The 19,219-nt window shown below is 41.3% G+C and carries 22 protein-coding genes; 13 read left to right on the plus strand and 9 right to left on the minus strand.

Translation table 11 applies throughout. The features are described from left to right. Positions 1-25 precede the first annotated feature (25 nt). The 7 genes from Q0L00_RS02525 to Q0L00_RS02555 all read left to right on the plus strand — a co-directional run bounded on the left by Q0L00_RS02525 (position 26) and on the right by Q0L00_RS02555 (position 6,145). Positions 26-541: a gamma carbonic anhydrase family protein gene (locus tag Q0L00_RS02525; RefSeq protein ID WP_297335289.1), complete on the plus strand. Its 516-nt coding sequence runs from the start codon at positions 26-28 to the stop codon at positions 539-541. Positions 542-619: 78 nt separating this feature from the next. Then, a complete protein-coding gene (locus tag Q0L00_RS02530) occupies positions 620-1,141 on the plus strand; it encodes a hypothetical protein (RefSeq protein WP_297335290.1) in 522 nt (173 codons plus the stop codon). 101 nt (positions 1,142-1,242) lie between these two features. Then, positions 1,243-1,956 (plus strand): alpha/beta hydrolase-fold protein, encoded by a 714-nt coding sequence (locus Q0L00_RS02535; RefSeq protein ID WP_297335291.1) that lies wholly within the window; start codon positions 1,243-1,245, stop codon positions 1,954-1,956. A gap of 22 nt (positions 1,957-1,978) precedes the next feature. Continuing rightward, complete coding sequence (locus Q0L00_RS02540; RefSeq protein WP_297335292.1) at positions 1,979-2,935, plus strand: hypothetical protein; 957 nt, start codon at positions 1,979-1,981, stop codon at positions 2,933-2,935. A gap of 18 nt (positions 2,936-2,953) precedes the next feature. Continuing rightward, positions 2,954-4,072 carry a carboxylate-amine ligase gene (locus tag Q0L00_RS02545; protein WP_297335293.1) on the plus strand — a complete coding sequence of 373 codons (1,119 nt, stop codon included), beginning with the start codon at positions 2,954-2,956 and terminating at the stop codon, positions 4,070-4,072. 43 nt (positions 4,073-4,115) lie between these two features. After that, positions 4,116-4,946: a GMP synthase gene (locus Q0L00_RS02550; RefSeq protein ID WP_363318496.1), complete on the plus strand. Its 831-nt coding sequence runs from the start codon at positions 4,116-4,118 to the stop codon at positions 4,944-4,946. Positions 4,947-4,951: 5 nt separating this feature from the next. Continuing rightward, positions 4,952-6,145 (plus strand): hypothetical protein, encoded by a 1,194-nt coding sequence (locus tag Q0L00_RS02555; RefSeq protein WP_297335294.1) that lies wholly within the window; start codon positions 4,952-4,954, stop codon positions 6,143-6,145. Between the two features lie 270 nt (positions 6,146-6,415). On the opposite strand, the gene pyrE is transcribed toward Q0L00_RS02555, so the two are convergent. Then, positions 6,416-7,060, minus strand: coding sequence for an orotate phosphoribosyltransferase (pyrE, locus tag Q0L00_RS02560; protein ID WP_297335295.1), 645 nt, complete (start codon positions 7,058-7,060; stop codon positions 6,416-6,418). 91 nt (positions 7,061-7,151) lie between these two features. Here pyrE and Q0L00_RS02565 point away from each other — a divergent pair, with 91 nt between their 5' ends. Further along, positions 7,152-7,820, plus strand: coding sequence for an NUDIX hydrolase (locus Q0L00_RS02565; RefSeq protein ID WP_297335296.1), 669 nt, complete (start codon positions 7,152-7,154; stop codon positions 7,818-7,820). Here Q0L00_RS02565 and coaD read toward each other — a convergent pair whose 3' ends face one another. From coaD to Q0L00_RS02585, 4 genes are all read right to left on the minus strand, one after another. Further along, positions 7,821-8,276, minus strand: coding sequence for a pantetheine-phosphate adenylyltransferase (coaD, locus tag Q0L00_RS02570; RefSeq protein WP_297335297.1), 456 nt, complete (start codon positions 8,274-8,276; stop codon positions 7,821-7,823). Between the two features lie 273 nt (positions 8,277-8,549). After that, positions 8,550-9,368 (minus strand): DUF3822 family protein, encoded by an 819-nt coding sequence (locus tag Q0L00_RS02575; protein ID WP_297335298.1) that lies wholly within the window; start codon positions 9,366-9,368, stop codon positions 8,550-8,552. Positions 9,369-9,381: 13 nt separating this feature from the next. After that, the gene (locus tag Q0L00_RS02580) at positions 9,382-9,963 is read right to left on the minus strand and encodes a hypothetical protein (protein WP_297335299.1); all 582 of its coding nucleotides are present in this window, start codon (positions 9,961-9,963) and stop codon (positions 9,382-9,384) included. 49 nt (positions 9,964-10,012) lie between these two features. Then, complete coding sequence (locus Q0L00_RS02585; protein WP_297335300.1) at positions 10,013-10,522, minus strand: NUDIX domain-containing protein; 510 nt, start codon at positions 10,520-10,522, stop codon at positions 10,013-10,015. 56 nt (positions 10,523-10,578) lie between these two features. Between Q0L00_RS02585 and Q0L00_RS02590 the strand changes: the two genes are divergently transcribed. The 5 genes from Q0L00_RS02590 (at position 10,579) to Q0L00_RS02610 (ending at position 15,731) form a co-directional block, all read left to right on the plus strand. Then, on the plus strand, positions 10,579-11,961 hold the full coding sequence (locus Q0L00_RS02590; protein WP_297335301.1) for an AAA family ATPase: 1,383 nt from the start codon (positions 10,579-10,581) through the stop codon (positions 11,959-11,961). 151 nt (positions 11,962-12,112) lie between these two features. Then, on the plus strand, positions 12,113-12,508 hold the full coding sequence (locus Q0L00_RS02595) for a DUF1573 domain-containing protein (RefSeq protein ID WP_297335302.1): 396 nt from the start codon (positions 12,113-12,115) through the stop codon (positions 12,506-12,508). A 76-nt stretch (positions 12,509-12,584) separates the two neighbouring features. Further along, entirely contained in the window at positions 12,585-13,331 is a 747-nt protein-coding gene (locus Q0L00_RS02600; protein WP_297335303.1) for a TerC family protein, read from the plus strand. A gap of 47 nt (positions 13,332-13,378) precedes the next feature. Beyond that, entirely contained in the window at positions 13,379-15,124 is a 1,746-nt protein-coding gene (locus Q0L00_RS02605) for an ABC transporter ATP-binding protein (protein WP_297335304.1), read from the plus strand. Positions 15,125-15,215: 91 nt separating this feature from the next. Beyond that, positions 15,216-15,731 (plus strand): UpxY family transcription antiterminator, encoded by a 516-nt coding sequence (locus Q0L00_RS02610; RefSeq protein ID WP_297335305.1) that lies wholly within the window; start codon positions 15,216-15,218, stop codon positions 15,729-15,731. A gap of 48 nt (positions 15,732-15,779) precedes the next feature. Here Q0L00_RS02610 and Q0L00_RS02615 read toward each other — a convergent pair whose 3' ends face one another. The 4 genes from Q0L00_RS02615 to dapA all read right to left on the minus strand — a co-directional run bounded on the left by Q0L00_RS02615 (position 15,780) and on the right by dapA (position 19,064). Beyond that, positions 15,780-16,484 (minus strand): hypothetical protein, encoded by a 705-nt coding sequence (locus tag Q0L00_RS02615; RefSeq protein WP_297335306.1) that lies wholly within the window; start codon positions 16,482-16,484, stop codon positions 15,780-15,782. 217 nt (positions 16,485-16,701) lie between these two features. Further along, positions 16,702-16,890 (minus strand): exodeoxyribonuclease VII small subunit, encoded by a 189-nt coding sequence (gene xseB, locus Q0L00_RS02620; protein ID WP_297335307.1) that lies wholly within the window; start codon positions 16,888-16,890, stop codon positions 16,702-16,704. Beyond that, positions 16,887-18,197, minus strand: a complete 1,311-nt coding sequence (gene xseA / locus Q0L00_RS02625) for an exodeoxyribonuclease VII large subunit (protein WP_297335308.1) — start codon at positions 18,195-18,197, stop codon at positions 16,887-16,889. The genes xseB and xseA overlap by 4 nt, the downstream gene beginning before the upstream one ends. 3 nt (positions 18,198-18,200) lie before the next feature. Further along, positions 18,201-19,064, minus strand: a complete 864-nt coding sequence (dapA, locus tag Q0L00_RS02630) for a 4-hydroxy-tetrahydrodipicolinate synthase (RefSeq protein ID WP_297335309.1) — start codon at positions 19,062-19,064, stop codon at positions 18,201-18,203. Positions 19,065-19,219 lie beyond the last annotated feature (155 nt).

The following is a 19,219-nucleotide window of genomic DNA, read 5'->3' on the forward strand; positions in this document are numbered from 1 at the left end:
AAATTTGTTTTCTAGACAAAGAACGATGCAAAGTCCATTAATTATAGAAGTAAGAGGGAATAGACCCAAGCTGGGAGAAAACTGTTGGATCGCCCCCAATGCCACCCTGGTTGGAGATGTATCTCTGGGTAAAAACTGCACGGTTTGGTTCAATGCAGTGATTCGTGGGGATGTCCATGAAATTCGAATTGGAGAGGATACCAATATCCAAGATGGGGCGGTAATCCATTGTACCTATCAAAAAGCTGGAACCTACATTGGGAACCAAGTTTCGATTGCACACAATGCTGTGGTCCATGGTTGTACGATTCATGACCGGGTATTGGTCGGCATGGGAGCAATTATTATGGATGGGGCTGTAGTAAATTCGGGTGCAGTCATTGCTGCAGGAGCGGTTGTGCTGTCTAACACCATTGTAGAGGCAGATTCTATTTATGCCGGAACCCCTGCAAAGCGAATAAAGGCTACGGGAAAGGAAATGGAAGAAGTCATTATTCGGACTGCCAAAAACTATCCAATGTATGCCGAATGGTTTAAATAGGTGCGAAAATACCTTTCAATTTTTTTTCTAAACGACTCACTTTCATTATTTTCGTTCATAACTTTTAAGCTGATTTTTATGAAGAAATTACTAAACTTTGTCTCTCAACCGGTGACCATTTTCACATTGGCTATCTTGTTAATCCTATTTAATGGATTACTGATGTTATCCATGCCAAAGGAATATGCGCTGGATTTGAAATTTGCCTACACGGTCTCGGAGACTATTTTTGCTTTGGAAAGTATGGGGGCCCAATCGAGGATATTTTATCGGATCGGTATTTGGATTTTGGATTTCCCCTATATGGTCGTTTATATGCTCTTTTTTACGGGGGTGATTTTTAAACTTTGGGGAAATAACAAATTCCTACTCGTACCCCTACTAATTGGTTTTTTTGATTTGCTTGAAAATTTCTGTGTCTTGGCACTTCTGGATTCTTTCCCTGACATTTCTCCGATTTTGGCTAAAACTGCTTCAGTTTTCACCACAATCAAGTGGATATTTGTTCTCTTTTTAATGGGGGCCATGGTGACTGGCTTGATCCGAATGATTGTCCAAAGGAAATATTCAACTGAGTCTGCTTCAAGATTTGAAGTTTGATTTTTTCTTTGAATAAGTTCTCGTAATATTCTTTTATTTTTCGAAGGAATTTCATTAGTATTTCAAAGCGATGCGATCCAAAGCTTCCATTCTACTAAACTATGAAAGAGGAATATTTTAAATGGTTTTCCAACCACCTGCAGCGAGAGGTGCAAATGTTAGTTTTTGGGCATGCTGGGTACCCGGTGATTTTATTTCCCACTTCGAAAGGCTCCTTTCATGAAAATAAGGATATGGGTTTGATCGGATCGGCGCATTGGTACCTTCAGCAGGGCTTGATTCAGATTTTTTGTCCAGAAAGCAATGATGCCCAAAGCTTTTATAATAAATCCCTGCATCCTCACCAACGAATTGAGAATCATGTGGCCTACGACAAAATGATTTGTCATGAACTTGTGGAACGGGTTCGTCTAAATACGGGTACAGCCAAAGTTGTGGTCGCCGGTTGTAGTTTTGGCGGATATCATGCAGCCAACTTTGCCTTTCGTCATCCTGGATACGTTAGTCATATGTTCAGCATGTCCGGGGCTTTTGATATTAGGTCATTTATGGATGGCTATATTCATGATGATATTTATTATAACAGTCCATTGGAGTATTTACCGGGCCTACAAGATCGGGAACTCTGGAATATGGATATCGTTTTAGGTACCTCTAATTGGGATATTTGTCTGGATTCCAATCTAAAACTTCACGATTGTCTCACTAAAAAGGAGCTCGCTCATTGGCTGGATGTGAGGCATAATCAACGGCACGATTGGCCGGTTTGGCGAGAAATGTTCCCTCATTACTTAAGTAGAATCAAATTCAATTAATCATCTTTTTACCCCTACAACCATGAAAAAAATAGGAATACTTTTCGGAATGGAGGATACCTTTCCGCAGGCTTTTATTGACCGCGTCAATCAGAAAGCCGAAAAGGGCATCCTTGCGGAAGCTGTCAAAATCGACAAAGTCATTCAAAATGAGTTGACTGAATATGCGGTGATTATAGATCGGATTTCTCAGGATGTACCATTTTACAGAGCCTACCTTAAAAATGCCGCCCTGACTGGTACCGCAGTAATTAATAATCCCTTTTGGTGGAGTGCCGACGATAAATTTTTTAACAATTGCCTTGCGGATCAATTAGGCGTTCCTTTGCCGAAAACCGTGATGTTGCCCTCTGCCGAGCACCCCACTGATACCACATCGAAGTCGTTTCGAAACCTTCAAGCTCCACTGGACTGGGAGGGAATATTTAATTATGTCGGATTTCCGGCATACATGAAGCCTTATGCGGGTGGAGGTTGGAAAAATGTTTATCGCTTGGAAAATAAAGCGGAATTTTTTCAAATCCATCCTCAAACTGGCCAACTCGTCATGCTGCTGCAAGAAGAAATTGTGTTTGATGATTATTTCAGGGTGTATTGCCTGGGAGGTAAAGCCGTACGAGTCATGGCCTATGAACCCCGAAATCCCCATCATCTCCGCTATGTGGTGGATAAGGCTCCCGCTTCAAAAAAGTTACTAGCTACCGTAAAAGATTACACCCTCAGACTTTGCAAAGGCTTGGGTTATGATTTCAATACCGTGGAGTTTGCTGTTCGGAATGGGATTCCTTATGCCATAGACTTTGGTAATCCGGCACCTGATGCAGATGTGAATTCGGTAGGACAAGAAAATTTCGACTGGGTGGTTGAGCAGGCTGCAGATATGGCAATTCGCTATGCAAAAGCTCAAAAGCCCGGCAAAATGAACCTTACCTGGGGGACCTTTATGAAGGAGTCGGTGGAAATGGCAAAACGATTTTGACCCCATTTATAGCTAATTATGTGCGCTTTAATTAAAAAGTTGCCCAACTTCACCTTAGGGGTAGAGGAGGAATATCAAATCATTGATCCAGATACAAGGGATCTTCGCTCCCACATGTCTAAGATCGTCGAGGGTGGTAAAATTCAGCTAAGAGAACAAGTCAAGGCTGAGATGCATCAATCTGTTGTAGAAGTAGGAACCAACATCTGCCAAAATGTAGCAGAAGCAAGAAAAGAAGTAGCTTTCCTGAGAAATAAAATTTCGGAATTGGCCGGTAAACAAAACCTGGTAGTGGGAGCGGCAAGTACCCATCCTTTTGCCAAATGGCAGGATCAGGAAATCACCGACGATCCTCGCTATCACACCATAGTCAACGAGCTTAAAGACATTGCCCGGTCAAATTTAATTTTTGGAATGCATGTACATGTGGGCATTGAAAGCAGGGAAATTGCCTTACAACTGATGAATCAAGCTTGCTATTTTCTTCCCCATATTTATGCGTTGACTACCAATTCCCCCTTTTGGGAAGGTAGAAATACGGGGTTCAAAGCTTTTCGCGCCAAAGTTTTCGCCAAGTTTCCCCGAACAGGTTTGCCAGAATATTTTGATTCTGTTCAGTCCTATGACAATTTTTTGGAGATTTTGGTCAAAACCAATTGCATAGATAATCCCAAAAAAATCTGGTGGGATCTTCGGATGCATCCTTTTTTCAGTACCATTGAGTTTAGAATTTGCGACATGTGTTTGACTGTCAATGAAACGATTTGTGTGGTAGCCTTGATTCAGGCAGTAGTGGCCAAGCTGTATAAACTTTTGATGAGTAATACGAGCTTTAATATTTACCGAATTGCCTTGATCCGAGAAAATAAATTTCGTGCCGCGCGAAATGGCCTAGAAGGAATGTTGATCGATTTTGGGAAAAGAATTGAAGTACCCACGACGGATTTAATCATGGAATTATTGGATTTTGTAGATGATGTAGTTGATGAGTTGGGAAGTCGAGAGGAAATCAATTACGTTCATACCATTCTCAAAAGTGGAACAGGTGCTGATCAGCAACTTATGGTTTTTGACCAGACCAATGATTTAAAGCAAGTGGTGGATTTTATTACCAGTAAGTTTAACGAGGGGATATAGGCAATTGCTTACCTTTGTGCTAGAAAAGTAAATTCAATAGAACGTGGGAAAGAAGAAGTTGCAATTGGCCGTTTTAGACATGTATGACGGGGAGCCTAACCAAGGTATGCGCTGCATTAAAGACATCCTTGAACGCTTTACCCGGGAAATCAGCTATCGCGTCTTTGATGTTCGGGGGAAAGCCGAAATTCCCGAAATCCGTGACTTCGATATTTTTATTTCCACCGGAGGTCCCGGTGACCCTTTGGAAGGGGATGGAAATTGGGATTTGAAATACTTTGACTTTTTGGATCAAGTATGGATATGGAATCAAAATCACTCACGCAAAAAGCAGCTTCTTCTTATATGCCATTCGTTTCAAATGGCATGTAAGCATTTTGGCCTAGGACAGATTACGAAGCGAAAATCCACCTCCTTTGGGGTGATGACTGTCCACAAAACAGTGGAAGGAAAGCAGGATTCTCTTTTTAGAAATTTGGAGAATCCCTTTTGGGCTGTGGATAGCCGAGATTATCAAGTGGTTCAACCGAATAGAAGAAAGTTTAGCTTATTGGGTTCAAAAATCATTGCTTTAGAAAAAATCCGATCACATGTGGAATATGAGCGGGCAATCATGGGGATTCGGTTTTCGGATGAAATCGTCGGAACCCAATTTCATCCCGAGGCGGATCCCGTTTCTTTTTTGGCCCATCTCAAAAAACCAGAGGTGCGGGAGAAAATCATCGCAATAAAGGGAAAAGCAAAATTTAGAACCATGCTCGAAAATCTAGTGGATGAGGAGAAAATCTATAAAACCAACGAGACGCTGATTCCCAATTTTATAGAAAATGCCATCAAAAAAGGACAGGTAGAAACAGTGAAAATGTTGACTTAGAACTCATGATCGAGCGCGTAAGGAGTAAGTTTAATGCAGAATTTTCTCATGAAAAGTATGCACATTTTTTAGAGGATATCGAAAAAGATTTTGGCTATCGGCCGACCTTTCGTATTGCAGAAACTCCCTTTTTTATTCCTAAAAGTTTGGAGCATCAGCTCATCGAAGCTTCCCAGCACCTTATCGAGTTTATCCAGAGACCCGATTTCAAGCAATTAACGCAAAGGGCGTTGAACTTAACTACCCAGGTGCCCAATGAAGACAGTCACACTCAATTTTTGGCCATCGATTTTGGCATTTGTGAAGAAGCGGGAGTCCTTGTTCCCAAGCTGATCGAAGTTCAGGGCTTTGCTTCCATTTTTAATTTTCAGCTTCATCTTTTCCAGAAACTCCAGGCAACGTATCCTTTCTTGACCGAGTGGTCTCCCTACTTGAGCGGCTTGGATGAAAAAGGCTATTTGCAAAAATTGAAACAGGTGGTCCTGAACGGTCATCAACCTGAAGAAGTGGTTTTGTTGGATATTCAGCCCGAAAAACAAAACACCAAAATTGACTTTTATTATTGTCATCAGGATTTAGGAATTCCCATTTGCTGTGTGACCGATATTAGTAAGGAAGGAAAACAGCTGTATTATATCAATCAAAGGGGAGAGAAAATCAACATTAAGCGAATCTACAATCGGGTGATTTTTGATGAACTCGAATCCCGAAAGGATTTGAAATTAAACTTTAGCTTTACTGATGTATTGGAAGTGGAGTGGGCTGGACATCCCAACTGGTACTCTCGGATTTCCAAGTTTATTTTACCCTATTTGAAAGGGCCTTACTTTATCGAAAGCACCTTGTTGAGCGAAGTGAAATCTATTCCGAAAGATCTGGAAAATTACGTATTGAAGCCCTTATTTTCATTTTCAGGATCAGGGGTAGTTTTTAACCTAAGCCCCAGAGACATCGAATTGGTCCGGGAAAAGGATTTATTCATCCTGCAAAAGAAAGTAAACTATTTACCCCTTATTCAATCTCCAGATGGCAAAGTCAAGGTGGAAGTGAGAATCTTGGCTTTGTGGCCTGAGCAGGATGATCAACCCACCCTGGTAGGGAATTTGGTGAGATTGAGTCGCGGAGAAATGATTGGTGTTAAGTTTAACCAAGACAAAGATTGGGTGGGTGGTTCCATTGGTTTGTTTCAAAGACCCTAAAGAAAAATAACCGGACTTGCCGGCTATTTTTGATTTTTAAATTAGGTGGAAGTGAACTACCCATTTGCTAAAGACAAATGTGCTTCGTGCTTCACTGCAACTTACTTACTGCTTCGAAGAGTTAGAAGTCTCACTGTTGCTCCACACGTGTACTGGCAAGTCCCTTACGAGGTTTTAATGTCTTATACTGACAATGCAAATACTAAATTTGTTGCTTACATCCAAACCACTAAAGATGGTTTGGTTTTACGCTCCGTTCTATAAATAGGATTACCTCTTCCAATTCTCAGGATCTTTTCGCCATTCGGTCAGTGAATCCAGGGCAGATTGATTGATGTAATTTCGCTCTACTGCTTTGGGTAACATGGCTTCATAATGGGAAAGGACAATCAATTTTACGTCGGCATTTTTAAAATTCTCCTCAGCCACTGAAAAGCCATAGCTAAAAATGGCCACCATGCCCAAAACCTCAAACCCAGCATTTCGAAGGTCCTCTACAGCTTTCAGGGAGCTTCCGCCGGTGGAAACCAAATCCTCTACAACGACCACTTTTTGACCGGGAACGACCTTTCCTTCAATTCTATTTTCCATCCCATGGTCTTTGGGTTTGGATCGGACATAGATAAAAGGAAGCCCTAGATCATTTGCTAAAAGGGCTCCTTGTGGGATTCCTGCTGTTGCTACTCCCGCAATAGCCGCAACATCAGGGAAGTAATGCTGGATGCTTTTCACCAGATTTTCCTTAATCAGAGTACGAACTTTTGGATAGGAAAGGGAAAGGCGATTGTCGCAATAGATAGGAGATTTCCATCCCGAGGCCCAAGTAAATGGCTTTTCTGGCTGTAAACGAATGGCTTGTATTTCGAGTAACTGATCAGCAATTTCTGCTGCTACACTTTGATCTAAAATTTCCATAATCAAAAATAAGCGATAATGTTTGCCGGAGGTTGCTGTCCCCCGATTTTTTGTGCATTTTTGGCCAAAACCCATCCCACCTGATTCCCTTATGAGAATCTTTATCAACGATAAACCACTGGATTTACTCAGCTATGAGGATGTAAATGCCAGTAAAAAATACGATGCTACTTTTTACGACACCGATGTGCTTCCAGCCATTGGTCGATGGAAAGATGATATTATTTTTTACGAACCGTCTCATGATCTGATCATTCGGATTTTGTACCAATTGCGGACTCGAAAACTGAGGGATTTGGATTCGATTACCTTAGTGTCAGCTGATAAATCTTCGTTAAAACAATTTGTGAAAAGCCGGTTTTCAATTATTAAAGCGGCAGGGGGAATTGTTACCAAAAAAAAACAGATCTTATTGATTTACCGTTTGGGGAAATGGGATTTTCCGAAAGGAAAATTTGATAAAGGAGAAACCCCTTCCCAATGTGCGGTCCGAGAAGTAGAGGAGGAATGTGCGATTAAGGTAAAACTTGGCGATCACCTTTGCAATACTTGGCATACCTATACCCAAAACCGAAAAAGTATTCTCAAAAAGACGTATTGGTATGTAATGGAAAGCGTTTCCGATGATGGCATGAAACCTCAACGGGAGGAGGGAATAGTTGATATCCGGTGGTTTAGGGAAGCTGAGGCAAAAATCGCCCTGATCAATTCCTATCCTTCCATGAGATGGCTATTCAAGCAGTTTTTGAAAACTTTTTGATTAAATTGTGTAAGGCAAAAATTCACTCACATTTCCCCCATATCGGTGAACTTCACGGATCACCGTTGAGCTTATTGCCGCGTAATGAGGGGAAGTGATGAGAAATACCGTTTCCAGATTTTCATTGAGATATCGGTTCATCTGGCTAATCGTGTTTTCGTATTCAAAGTCGGTGGTATTTCGTAAACCTCTGATTAAAAAACCGGCTTCATGCTTTTTTGCCAGTGTGGAGGTCAGTTCATTGTATACAATGACTTTTACTCTAGGCTCTTCAGAATAAACAGATTTGATTTTCTCCACCATCAAGTCGATATCAAAATATCGGTTCTTTTTTGTGGAATTGTAGCCGATACCAATGAGGACTTCATCAAAAATCTCCAGACTTCTCATCACAATATCGTGGTGCCCCATGGTGTAGGGGTCGAATGAACCGGGAAATATTGCCGTTTTTTTCATCTGATTATAATTTGTTCTTCAGCGGTCAGATGGAATCTCGCAATTCTAATCATCCCTCTGTGTGTCGCTTTAGTCATGCTCGATTTCATCTGTATATAATTTGTTCTTCAGCGGTCATATGAAATCTCGCAATTCTAATCATCCCGGTGTGTGACGGGTACGTCGTGCTCGATTTCATAGGTTTATAATTGTTTTTCAGAGGTCAATTGAAATCTCAAAGACTTGATGGTCAACCCCATATTTGAAATTTTTTTTGTCCCAGCCTTTGCTGAATTAGTCAAATTGCCAATAAACTTCAAAAAATCCCAAGTCCTTTAAATGCTTAAATCCATGTGAATAATTTTGATTAGCATGAGGAGTTAGAATACGGAAATTATGAAAGTAAGCTTTCCCCCATTCTTCGGTAATAGCGGATTTAGTGGGGACACCAAAGATCGTAACTCGCACATGGTTTCGATCATAGTTTAATTGCTTGATCAGGATCATCGCGTATTTTAGAATATCTTCTTTCTGATCAATTTCAAAAAGGTTAAAAGTACTCAGCTCCTGGTCTGTGAAGGCGGCAAGGTAGCAGTGGTTTCCGATTAAGTTGATTAAAATTTCCTGTCCAATAAGATTGAAGCGCTCTTTAAATAAATACGATAAAAAGGAACAGGCTCCATGATGAAAGCTTAAATCACTGAACCGGGCTTGCAGGTGCTTTTTGATTTTCTCCTCGACGAAGGAGACGATTTGCAAGTTGTTGCTATCTAATGGGGTATTAAAGTAGTGTGGGTTTTCCGGGAGTTCGGTTGAAAATCGGAGAAAATTTGATTCATTTCCTGCTGAGAAAAGTACTCCGGGAACAAGACTGAATTCCTTTCGATGGAGGTAGATTTTACAGGGTACGTCCACTTTCATGAGCGGGTCTGTAAAAATCATTTCATCGACCACCTGGTTTTTGAATTCAGGGTAAAAATGGATTCCAATGTTTGCCTGATTTTTATCTTTTGCAAAAATGATTAATGAATCGGGATATAAAAAAAGTGATAAGCTCGCTGTATCTTCTACATCAAACTTATCACTTTTAAATACGTTGAGTCGGTTTTCCAAAATCGGAAAGGGGTTATTTCCAGTTACCTTCGGTGGAGGCGTCTGTTCTAGACCCTACTCTCAAGGCCTTCTCATTATTATTCAGTCTTCTTTCAGGATTGATCGGAGAAGGGTCTCTGATTTCGAAAACATTCACCTCATAGCTATTGCGCTCAATTCTATCGGCAAAGAATTCAAACATTTTCCCACCAGAACCGGGGACTACCGCTAATCGCTCCAGATCAAAATCTGGATATTTTCGCTCATTGAAAAGTGAATCAATTACCGAAACCGAACCTAAGGTGTCAAAAGTTACCGTAGTCTCTTCTTTTCCATAATCCAAAAGCTTGGTGGTTTCAAGACGCTCGACTAACCAGATTTCACCTTCTTGAATAAAGTTTTTCAGCGAATCCCAGTTGTCGGCGTATTTTCCATTAGAGGCTTCGTACGCTAGCTGAGCATCTCTAAGCATTTGAAGCTTTTCGATAATGGCACTTTCTATCAATGCAATTCTCTTTTCTTTCTCTACTACATCATCTACACCTTTCCATAGGAAGTAGCCAAGGCCTATTGCGACCAGAAAGAATACAATGGATAATACTTTTGATAAATTCATTTTGTTGGATTTTTTAAATCTGGGTAAGGTTGAAGGTTTTTAAAACGTGCTATTTTAGGTATTTATTTTCAAAATTAAAATATCCTTTCCACATTCCTAAGTCTTCAAAGGAATTTATTCCCCAAAAGATTTGATGAACTGACGCATTTGGCAATGAACGGAGCTCTTCAAGTGACATCCATTTTAGTTCCCGTAATATTTGCTCATTTTTGGTAAACTCCGGATCCCATCCCAAATGAGGTTCACCCACGGACCGTTCCACTTCAAAAAATAGCTCAATGGCATGGAGAGGTGATTCTAAAAATTCATGTACGAACAGGAGTTTGCCTATTTGGATTTCGAGCCCTATTTCCTCTTGAAACTCCCGCTTTAAATTTTGTTTTGCGTTGCTTCCAAATTTCATTCCTCCGCCGGGGACGGACCAAAAATCACTTTGATCACCCATTTGGTGATTGATCATGAGAATTTTCTCCTCCTGAATCAACACTCCGTTTACACGGGTTCGAAGTCGATTACCGAATTTTGCGGCGATTTTATTGCCAATTTTGTCTGGGGACATGTACTTTCGTTGCTATGGGTAAAGATAGGAAGCTCGTCGTGAAGCCGTGTGAATTGATGCGGAAATATTTTCCCTTTCAGCCAACACTCGGTCAATCTACATTTTTTGATCAGATGAATGACTTTTTGGCACTCAAACCTGAAGATAAACCCACTTTTGTATTACGGGGTTATGCCGGTACAGGGAAAACTTCGGTGATTTCTGCTTTGGTTCAGACCTTGCCCAAACTTGACCTTCGATCATTGCTTCTTGCTCCTACAGGCCGTGCAGCTAAAGTAATGAGCAATTACAGCGGGAGAGGAGCCTATACGATTCATAAAATCATCTATAAACCTAAAGGAGATCCAGGGACTTTAGGTGGTGGATTTATTCTTCAACGCAATTACTATAAAAACACCGTTTTTATAATAGATGAATCTTCCATGCTGGCCGATGACGGTGGAATGTCGGGAAATTTGCTAGGAGATGTGATCCAGTTTGTTTTTGGAGGGGAAAATAATAAGCTTTTATTTGTAGGAGATACCGCACAGCTCCCTCCTGTGGGTAGTGAATATAGTCCGGCCTTAGAAGCGGGATATTTGTTGCGGCACTTTCGGCTCAAAGCAGAACAGGTAGAGCTAACCGAGGTGATGCGACAGCGACTGGAGTCTGGAATTCTTTTTAATGCGACAGCACTGAGGTCACTTTTACTTCAGGAAAATCCTAGCATCAAATTTAAAACTGCCGGATTCAACGATGTGTATAAAATGACGGGGGAACGGCTGGAGGATGGTTTGCGCTATGCTTACGATAAATTTGGTACAGATAACACGGTCATTATCACTCGGTCCAATAAGACTGCAGTGCAGTACAACCTCTATATCCGTAGAGTGATTCACTTTTTTGAGGATGAAATCAGTACAGCAGATTTGTTGATGATTGTAAAAAATAACTATACCTACATGGCGGATTCAGAAAAGGTGAATTTCCTTGCCAATGGGGACATGGTGGAGGTGATGAAAATTCGGAATTTTGAAGAGCTCTACGGACTTCGGTTTGCAACCTTGGAACTTCGTCTACTCGATTATCCTCAAGAAGCTCACTTTGAAGCCAAAGTGATATTGGACACGCTGTATTCATCAAGCCCCGCATTGAGCCGTGAGCAGTACCGGAATTTGTATGAGCAAGTCGCTCAGGATTATGCGGATGTAGAGAAAAAGACCGAGCGATTGGAGCTCATTCGGAAAGATCCCTATTTGAATGCCCTTCAGGTTAAATTTGCCTATGCACTCACTTGCCATAAAGCCCAAGGTGGACAGTGGCAGGCAGTTTTTGTAGACCAAGGCTATTTACCGGAAGATCAGCTGGATCGAGATTTTATCCGATGGCTTTACACCGCGGTGACTCGCTCTTCTGAAGAGCTTTATTTGCTCAATTTCTCTCCGCAGTTTTTTGGTTAGGAAGGGTACAGACCTACCTAATTAAAATTTTTGATAAGTTTACCAAGACGAAAAAGTAACCTTGGCAAGGTATTTTCAGTATAGCTACTGAATTTGAGTTTTGAACTTGATTGAAAAAATTCAATATTTGAAATCAGTAACCAACAAGACCATGAAAAAAATAGGATTAATCTTCGGTGTTTTGATGATGATGTTCTCTGTACAGGCTTTTGCCCAGACAGAAAATAGTGCAGAAATCACATTTAAAGAAAAGTCGGTGGACTTTGGAGACATCAAGCAAGGCGATAAGGTATCCCATACCTTTGAATTGACCAATACGGGAAAAGTACCCTTGGTGATTTCCAACGTAGCAGCTACTTGCGGTTGTACGGTGCCGAGCTGGCCAAAGGAGCCCGTCGCTCCTGGAGCGAAAGCTGAAATTCAAGTTTCCTTTAATTCGGCAGGAAAAATGGGTAAGCAAAATTCGGTGGTAAGAATTTATTCCAATGCTTCCGAGCCAATCGAAAAAGTCTCATTGATTTCAAACGTTTTACCCAAAACAAAATAAGTTAAAACAGCATGATATGCGATAAACCTGTCTTAACCTTGGCAGGTTTTTTTTATAACCTAAATTCTTAAATCAGATGGAAATATTTCTCCTTTCAGAAACTTGGATTGCCTTATTGACACTGACCTTTTTAGAGATCGTCCTTGGGGTGGATAATATTATTTTTATTTCGATTGTGTCCAATAAGCTCCCGGAGGTTGAGCAGCCCAAAGCACGAAATTTAGGGTTGGCTTTGGCATTACTATTTAGAATTGGGCTGTTGTTAGGAATTTCCTTCATTGTGAAGTTTACCAATCCCCTGTTTAGCGTTTTTGAACATGATTTTAGCGGAAGGGATTTAATTCTTTTGGTGGGCGGAGTTTTTTTATTGTTTAAGTCCACCTTGGAAATTCACCATAAAATGGAAGGAGATCCGCAGGAGATCAAGGCCAATTCTACCAAAAGTTTTAAATCCGTTATTCTTCAAATCGTTATGTTGGATATCATTTTTTCATTTGACAGTATCCTCACCGCAGTTGGGTTAGTGGATCATGTCCTGATCATGATTATAGCGGTAGTGATTTCTTTGGGAATCATGATGGCTTTTGCAGGTAAAATCAGTCGATTTATCAACCAAAATCCAACTTTGCAGATTTTGGCACTTTCCTTCTTGATCTTGATCGGTTTTATGCTCATGATCGAAGGCTTCCATTTTGAAGTGCCCAAAGGTTACATTTATTTCGCCGTGTTCTTTTCGCTTGCCGTAGAGTTGATCAATATGCGAGTCCGAAAGAAATCTGCCCATCCGGTGGAATTAAAACCAAGAATAAAGGAAGAAGATTAAAATTGAACCCCGGGTTAGTATTCGGGGTTTTTTCATTTTTAAGACTTATGGAAAAAAGAAAAGAAGGAAAAGTAAGCATAGGCCAAGTTTTCCAGACGATTATCTGGCCTAGGCGAAAGCAATTATTGCTTGGATTGTTTTTGATCATCATCAGCCGCATGGCGGGGTTAATTTTGCCTGGAGCCAGTAAATATTTGGTAGATGATGTCATTCCCTCCAATGATCTGGATTTACTCAAATGGCTGATACTTGCTGTGGTTTTGGCTATCGTGATTCAATCGGTTACCTCGTATGCTCTGACTCAGATTCTTTCTGTGGAGGCTCAAAATCTTATTGCCAAGCTTCGTTCTCGGGTTCAAAGTCACATCATCAAGCTTCCAATTCGGTTTTTTGATAATACCAAGACCGGGGAGTTGGTTTCAAGGATCATGACAGATGTGGAGGGAGTTCGGAATTTGGTGGGGACAGGGTTTGCTCAAATGATTGGAGGAATTATAACGGCGGTGATTTCTTTGGTTTTGTTGATCAGTATTAGTCCGATGATGACGCTGTACGTGTTGGTACCGGTGGCAATTTTTGGATTGGTTTCACTCAAAGCCTTTGGGAAAATTCGGCCCATCTTTCGTGAGCGCGGAAAAATCAATGCGCAAGTGACCGGAAGATTGACCGAGACCTTGGGGGGGATTCGCGTTATCAAAGGATTCAATGCGGAGGATCAAGAGATCAAAACTTTTGAGAAAGGAGTCGATGAGCTTTTCCAAAATGTCAAATCAAGTTTGACAGCTACCTCTTTTGTAACCTCGGCAGGTACACTGCTGCTGGGATTGGCATCGGCCGGCATCATGGGCATCGGCGGCTGGATGATTATGCGTGGTGAAATGACCTTTGGGGATTTTTTGGCCTTTACGCTTTATTTAGGTTTTATGATTGCTCCCATCGTCCAAATGTCGAATATCGGTTCTCAACTCACCGAGGCTTTTGCCGGTCTGGACCGAACAGAAGAAATTATGAATACGCCGCTCGAATCCGATGACCGGGAGCGAAGCATAGAGTTGCGGGAGATTAAGGGGGCAATCAAATTTGATCAAGTATCCTTTGCCTACGAATCTGGAAAGGAGGTAATTCGTGAAGTGAGTTTTGAAGCTCCTGCCGGCTCGGTGACTGCTTTGGTTGGGACCTCAGGGTCGGGAAAGACGACGATTGCTGGACTAGCAGCTACCTTTTTAAATCCAGATTCGGGCCAAATTACCCTTGATGGTATTGATCTTCAAAAAGTTACCTTAGAGTCCTTTCGGGCTCAGTTAGGAGTAGTGTTGCAGGATGACTTTCTTTTTGAGGGAACGATTCGCGAGAATATTTTATTTCCACGTCCTAATGCTGGCGAGGAGCTATTGCAGCAAGCGGTACACGCAGCTCACGTCCAAGAGTTTACCGATCGGTTTGAAGATGGACTGGATACGCTGATTGGAGAGCGAGGGGTAAAACTCTCAGGGGGACAGCGGCAACGAATAGCCATTGCACGGGCGATTCTAGCAGATCCTCGGATATTGATTTTAGATGAGGCTACCTCTAATTTGGATACGGAGTCCGAAACGTTGATTCAGGCAAGTTTGAAAGAGCTAATGAAAGGGCGAACTACCTTTGTCATCGCTCACCGCTTAAGTACCATTAGACAGGCTGATCAGATTTTGGTTATTGAACAGGGGAAGGTCGTTGAAAGAGGCAAGCACGAAGACCTCATTGCCAAGCAGGGGCGGTATTTTCAATTGTATACCTATCAAGCTCGTATCTAAGGACTTGAAAGTTTTGGAAAGCAAATTGGCTTTATCCACCAATTTTGGTGTAGGATTTGTAATTTTAATGTCCCAAATATAAAAATGGAGCATGAGTGAATTGAAATGGTACGTGATGTACACTTCATCTAGATCTGAGAAGAAAGTAGCCAAACGATTGAAGGAAAAAGGCTGGGAGGTTTATCTTCCATTGGTCACAGAACTTCGTCAATGGTCGGATCGCAAAAAGAAAGTGGAACGTCCACTATTTAATGGATATGTGTTTGTTAAAACTCAACGTAATCAACTCTGGGAGTGCCTTCAAGAACCTGGAGCAGTTAAGTTTGTTCACTTTTCTGGCCAACATGCGACCGTCCGAGAGGAAGATTTGGATACCATAAAGCGTATTGTAGAAACAGGGGTGGCCGTAGAAACTGACGGGAGTGAAATCGAGCCAGGAGAATTTGTAAAAGTGATTGGTGGACCTTTACAAAACATGGAAGGTGAGGTGATTGAAAAAGGAAACAAAGATTACTTTATGATCCGTATTCCGGGAATCTATCAAAATATGCTAATGAGCATTCCCAGGAAATTTTTGGAAGTCTTTCCCAATAAGGTGGAGCCTTGAAAATTGCATCAAAACTATCCCCTATTCACTTCTGTATCGGGGATAGTTTTATTGGTTCGACTTAGGAGCTAAAAATTTTCGAATGACGATTTGAGCTTGGGCCAGGTGGTCTCCATAGCGATTGAAACCTATATTTCCATCCAAATTATCACTAAAAGTCAGCAGCATGGTTCCTTCTCCTGCAATATCCAAATAAGGACCGATCCGATAACTCAAGCCTGCACGAATGGGCACATAGCCAGTAACTGTGTTATTTTTGATTGGAGTTTCTTCTGAATTAAACGATTTGGTCTGTTTGGTATTGACCCGCATAACCCCAAGTCCAAATCCCCCATAAATATTAAATCGGGTACGGTGCATGTGATTAGAAAATGGGATTAAATTCATGCTGGGCATCAGGTCTATATAAGCCGCATTCCCTTTTGCGGTAAATGAGGCATTTTCTGCAAACCAGGCATCTTGAAGGAGCGGACCGGGATCTCCCCCACTTTGAATCCATTGTACTCCAGTAGTGGCGCGCAGGTCAACCCTCGAACTGAGCCGCTTGGTCATGGAAAGGGAAAAAGAGGGCTTAATTTCAAAGTTGAACGAACGGTATTGTCCACCATTGTCTAAATAGGCAAAAGAAGGCCCAAGACCCAACGAAACAAGATGATCTCTTGATATTCGCTCTTTGTAAAAGTTCTGCGAAAATGAGGAAAAACTGACTAAAAGAGCGCCAAGAATCATAGAAAATGGAAGGAGATTTTTCATAGTTTTCAGCTTTATTACTGTTGAAATTCGGAATATGAAATCAAACAAGATTAAAAAGTCACACACTGCGATGAGTATCAACCCTTCCAGACTCCATGTGACCTGTGAAAATCAATTATAGACGCATGAAAATTTGCAACAAGCATGCCAAGGAGTCTGGTATTCTGAATATAAAAACTTTAAAAGGTTAAAAATAAATGTTTTAATAGTTTTATAATCAGCTAGTTTCAAAAACTTTTTGAATGCTTGCTTCGGTGTTCTTTAATTTTTCACGACATATATTAACCAATTCTGAAGCTTCATTAACTAATTGAGAAAGTTCATCCACGCTCTTTTTTCCTTCTTCGAGTTGGGTGACGATCAGTTCTAGTCGCTGCATGGCATCGGTATAATTTAATTCCTTCATAGCGTTTCGATTTCAGTAATTTTGCTTTTGATTTTTTGGCTTTGGCTGTAGGTGATCATATCGTCTTGAAGCTTTGGATTAGCGAGTTGAATCGGTTTTCCGCCGATTTCACTGCGGGTGTAGCCTCGAGATAGAATGGCGTGCGGATTGAGTTGTTCCAGTTGTTTTTCTAAAAAATCAAGCTGAGAACTAGAGTTTTTCAAAACTGACATGGAAGCTCGAACCAAACGCTGATTAAATTGATTCAATTTTTCATGTTGATTTTGGAGGTTATAGTTACTGCTTTGTAAAACTCGGTGCTGCTGAGATTTTAGTTTTTCAGTTTCTATATTCAATTTTGATTGAACCGCACTTTTTAAGCGGAGGTGGATTTGGGAAAGTTCTTCGGCTGTAGTTTTAAGTTGCTGCTGACTGAGTCGCTCAATTCGATTAATCAATAACTTGATATTTTCCTCAAAAATCCGAAATGCAGAGAGTAGAAACTCAGCGACGGCCGTTGGGGTCTTCAGACGAGTGTGTGCTACCAGATCTGCTATTGTTTCATCCCGCTCATGTCCTATTCCTGTCAATACTGGGAGGGATGCTTGGGCTATTTTTGCAGCTAATCGATAATCATCAAAGCAATCTAAATCCAGCTGCGCTCCACCTCCCCGGATTAAAACAATGGCTTCAAACCCCATTTTGGTTTGATCTTTTTCAATAGCTTCGAAAGCTTTGATTAGACCATTTACAGCTTCATTTCCCTGCATTGGCGCAGCATACAAACGATGGTAAACTTTATACCCAGCAGCGTTTTGTTCCAGCTGATGGATGAAGTCTCCGTAACCCGCGGCAGTTGGGCTGGAAATAATAGCGATTTTTTGGATGATCTGAGGAAAAGGCCGGCTTGCATTCATTCGAAGTAAACCTTCCCTTGTCAATTGGTCCACCGTCTCTTGTCGAACTCTTGCCCGTTCCCCCAAAGAAAAAGAGGCATCAACATCCTTGATGGTTAAGCTAAATCCATAAATGGGATGAAAAGTAGCTTGAACTTGAGCGAGGATTTTCATGCCGTTTTTCAATCCCGAACCGGTGATACTTTCAAACCTGGAAGCAATCCCCCGAAAGGTGAATTGCCAACAGTTGGATCGCATTTTGGCTAGAACTTGGTTGCCTTGCTTCTCGACTAATTCAAAGTAAGCATGGCCCTGAGGAGCTTGCCTAAAATCGGCAATTTCTCCAATTACCCAATAGTTCGGCTCTAGCTCATTTTCAAAGGTAAGTTTGATCAGTTCGCCCAGTTGGGATATGGAATAGGCATTTTCCACCTTTTAATTCATTTTTTTGTGAACTTCCTGGATTTGTAAATTCAGGTCAATACTTGCTCTGAGCATGGGTAGGCGGACTTGATCACCACAAATTCCTAAGTGGGAAAGCAAGTTCTTGATTCCTACCGGATTTCCTTCGACATACATTAAATCATTGTAAGGAATTAAGGAAAAAGCGGAAATTAAACGCTCTTCTTCAGACCCATGGCATAAATCGCGGAAATTGGAGGGTAGCGCATTTGCCAGGACAGAAATCACTCCGACTCCTCCAATGCTCAAAATTGATTTGGTCAAAATATCATCTCCGGAGATCAATAAAAAATCTTTTGGCTTATTGGCAGCAATTCGCATACATTGTTCTAAATTCCCGCTGGCTTCTTTCATTCCTATAATGTTGGGATGCTGGGCAAGGGCCAGTGTGGTATCCGCTGTCATATTAGACATGGTACGACCGGGAACATTATAAAGAATGACCGGAACAGGACAGGCATCTGCAATGGCTCTGTAATGAGCGATGATTCCGGCCTGACTAGGTTTGTTGTAATAAGGGCTGACCGATAGAATTGCGTCGATTCCTTTGAAATCCGTTTGAGCAATTTGATCTAATACGGCTTGTGTATTATTTCCGCCAATTCCATAGACCAGCGGAACTCTTCCTCTGTTATGTTCAATGCAGGTGTTCAGTACCAGTTTCTTTTCAGCTGGAGAGAGGGTGGCTGACTCACCCGTAGTTCCCAAGACTACCAAATAATCAACTCCCCCTGCCAAGGTGAAATCAATCAGTCTTTTTAAGGATTGAAAATCGATGCTATAATCGTCATGAAATGGAGTTACTAGCGCCACTCCCGTACCCGTAAATGGATTCATTCGTTAAGTTAATTGTGGGATTCAAAGATAAAGCCTTCCAGTCGGAAAGTCAGGTGATGTATGTTATTTCGTACAAATCTGGGTTGGAAATAGCAGGATGAAAGTGAACCTAATGATTGGTCCACTTTACTTTTTTATGGGTTGGATTCAAGCAA

The sequence above is a fragment of the Algoriphagus sp. genome (assembly GCF_024305035.1).
Lineage (GTDB): Bacteria > Bacteroidota > Bacteroidia > Cytophagales > Cyclobacteriaceae > Algoriphagus.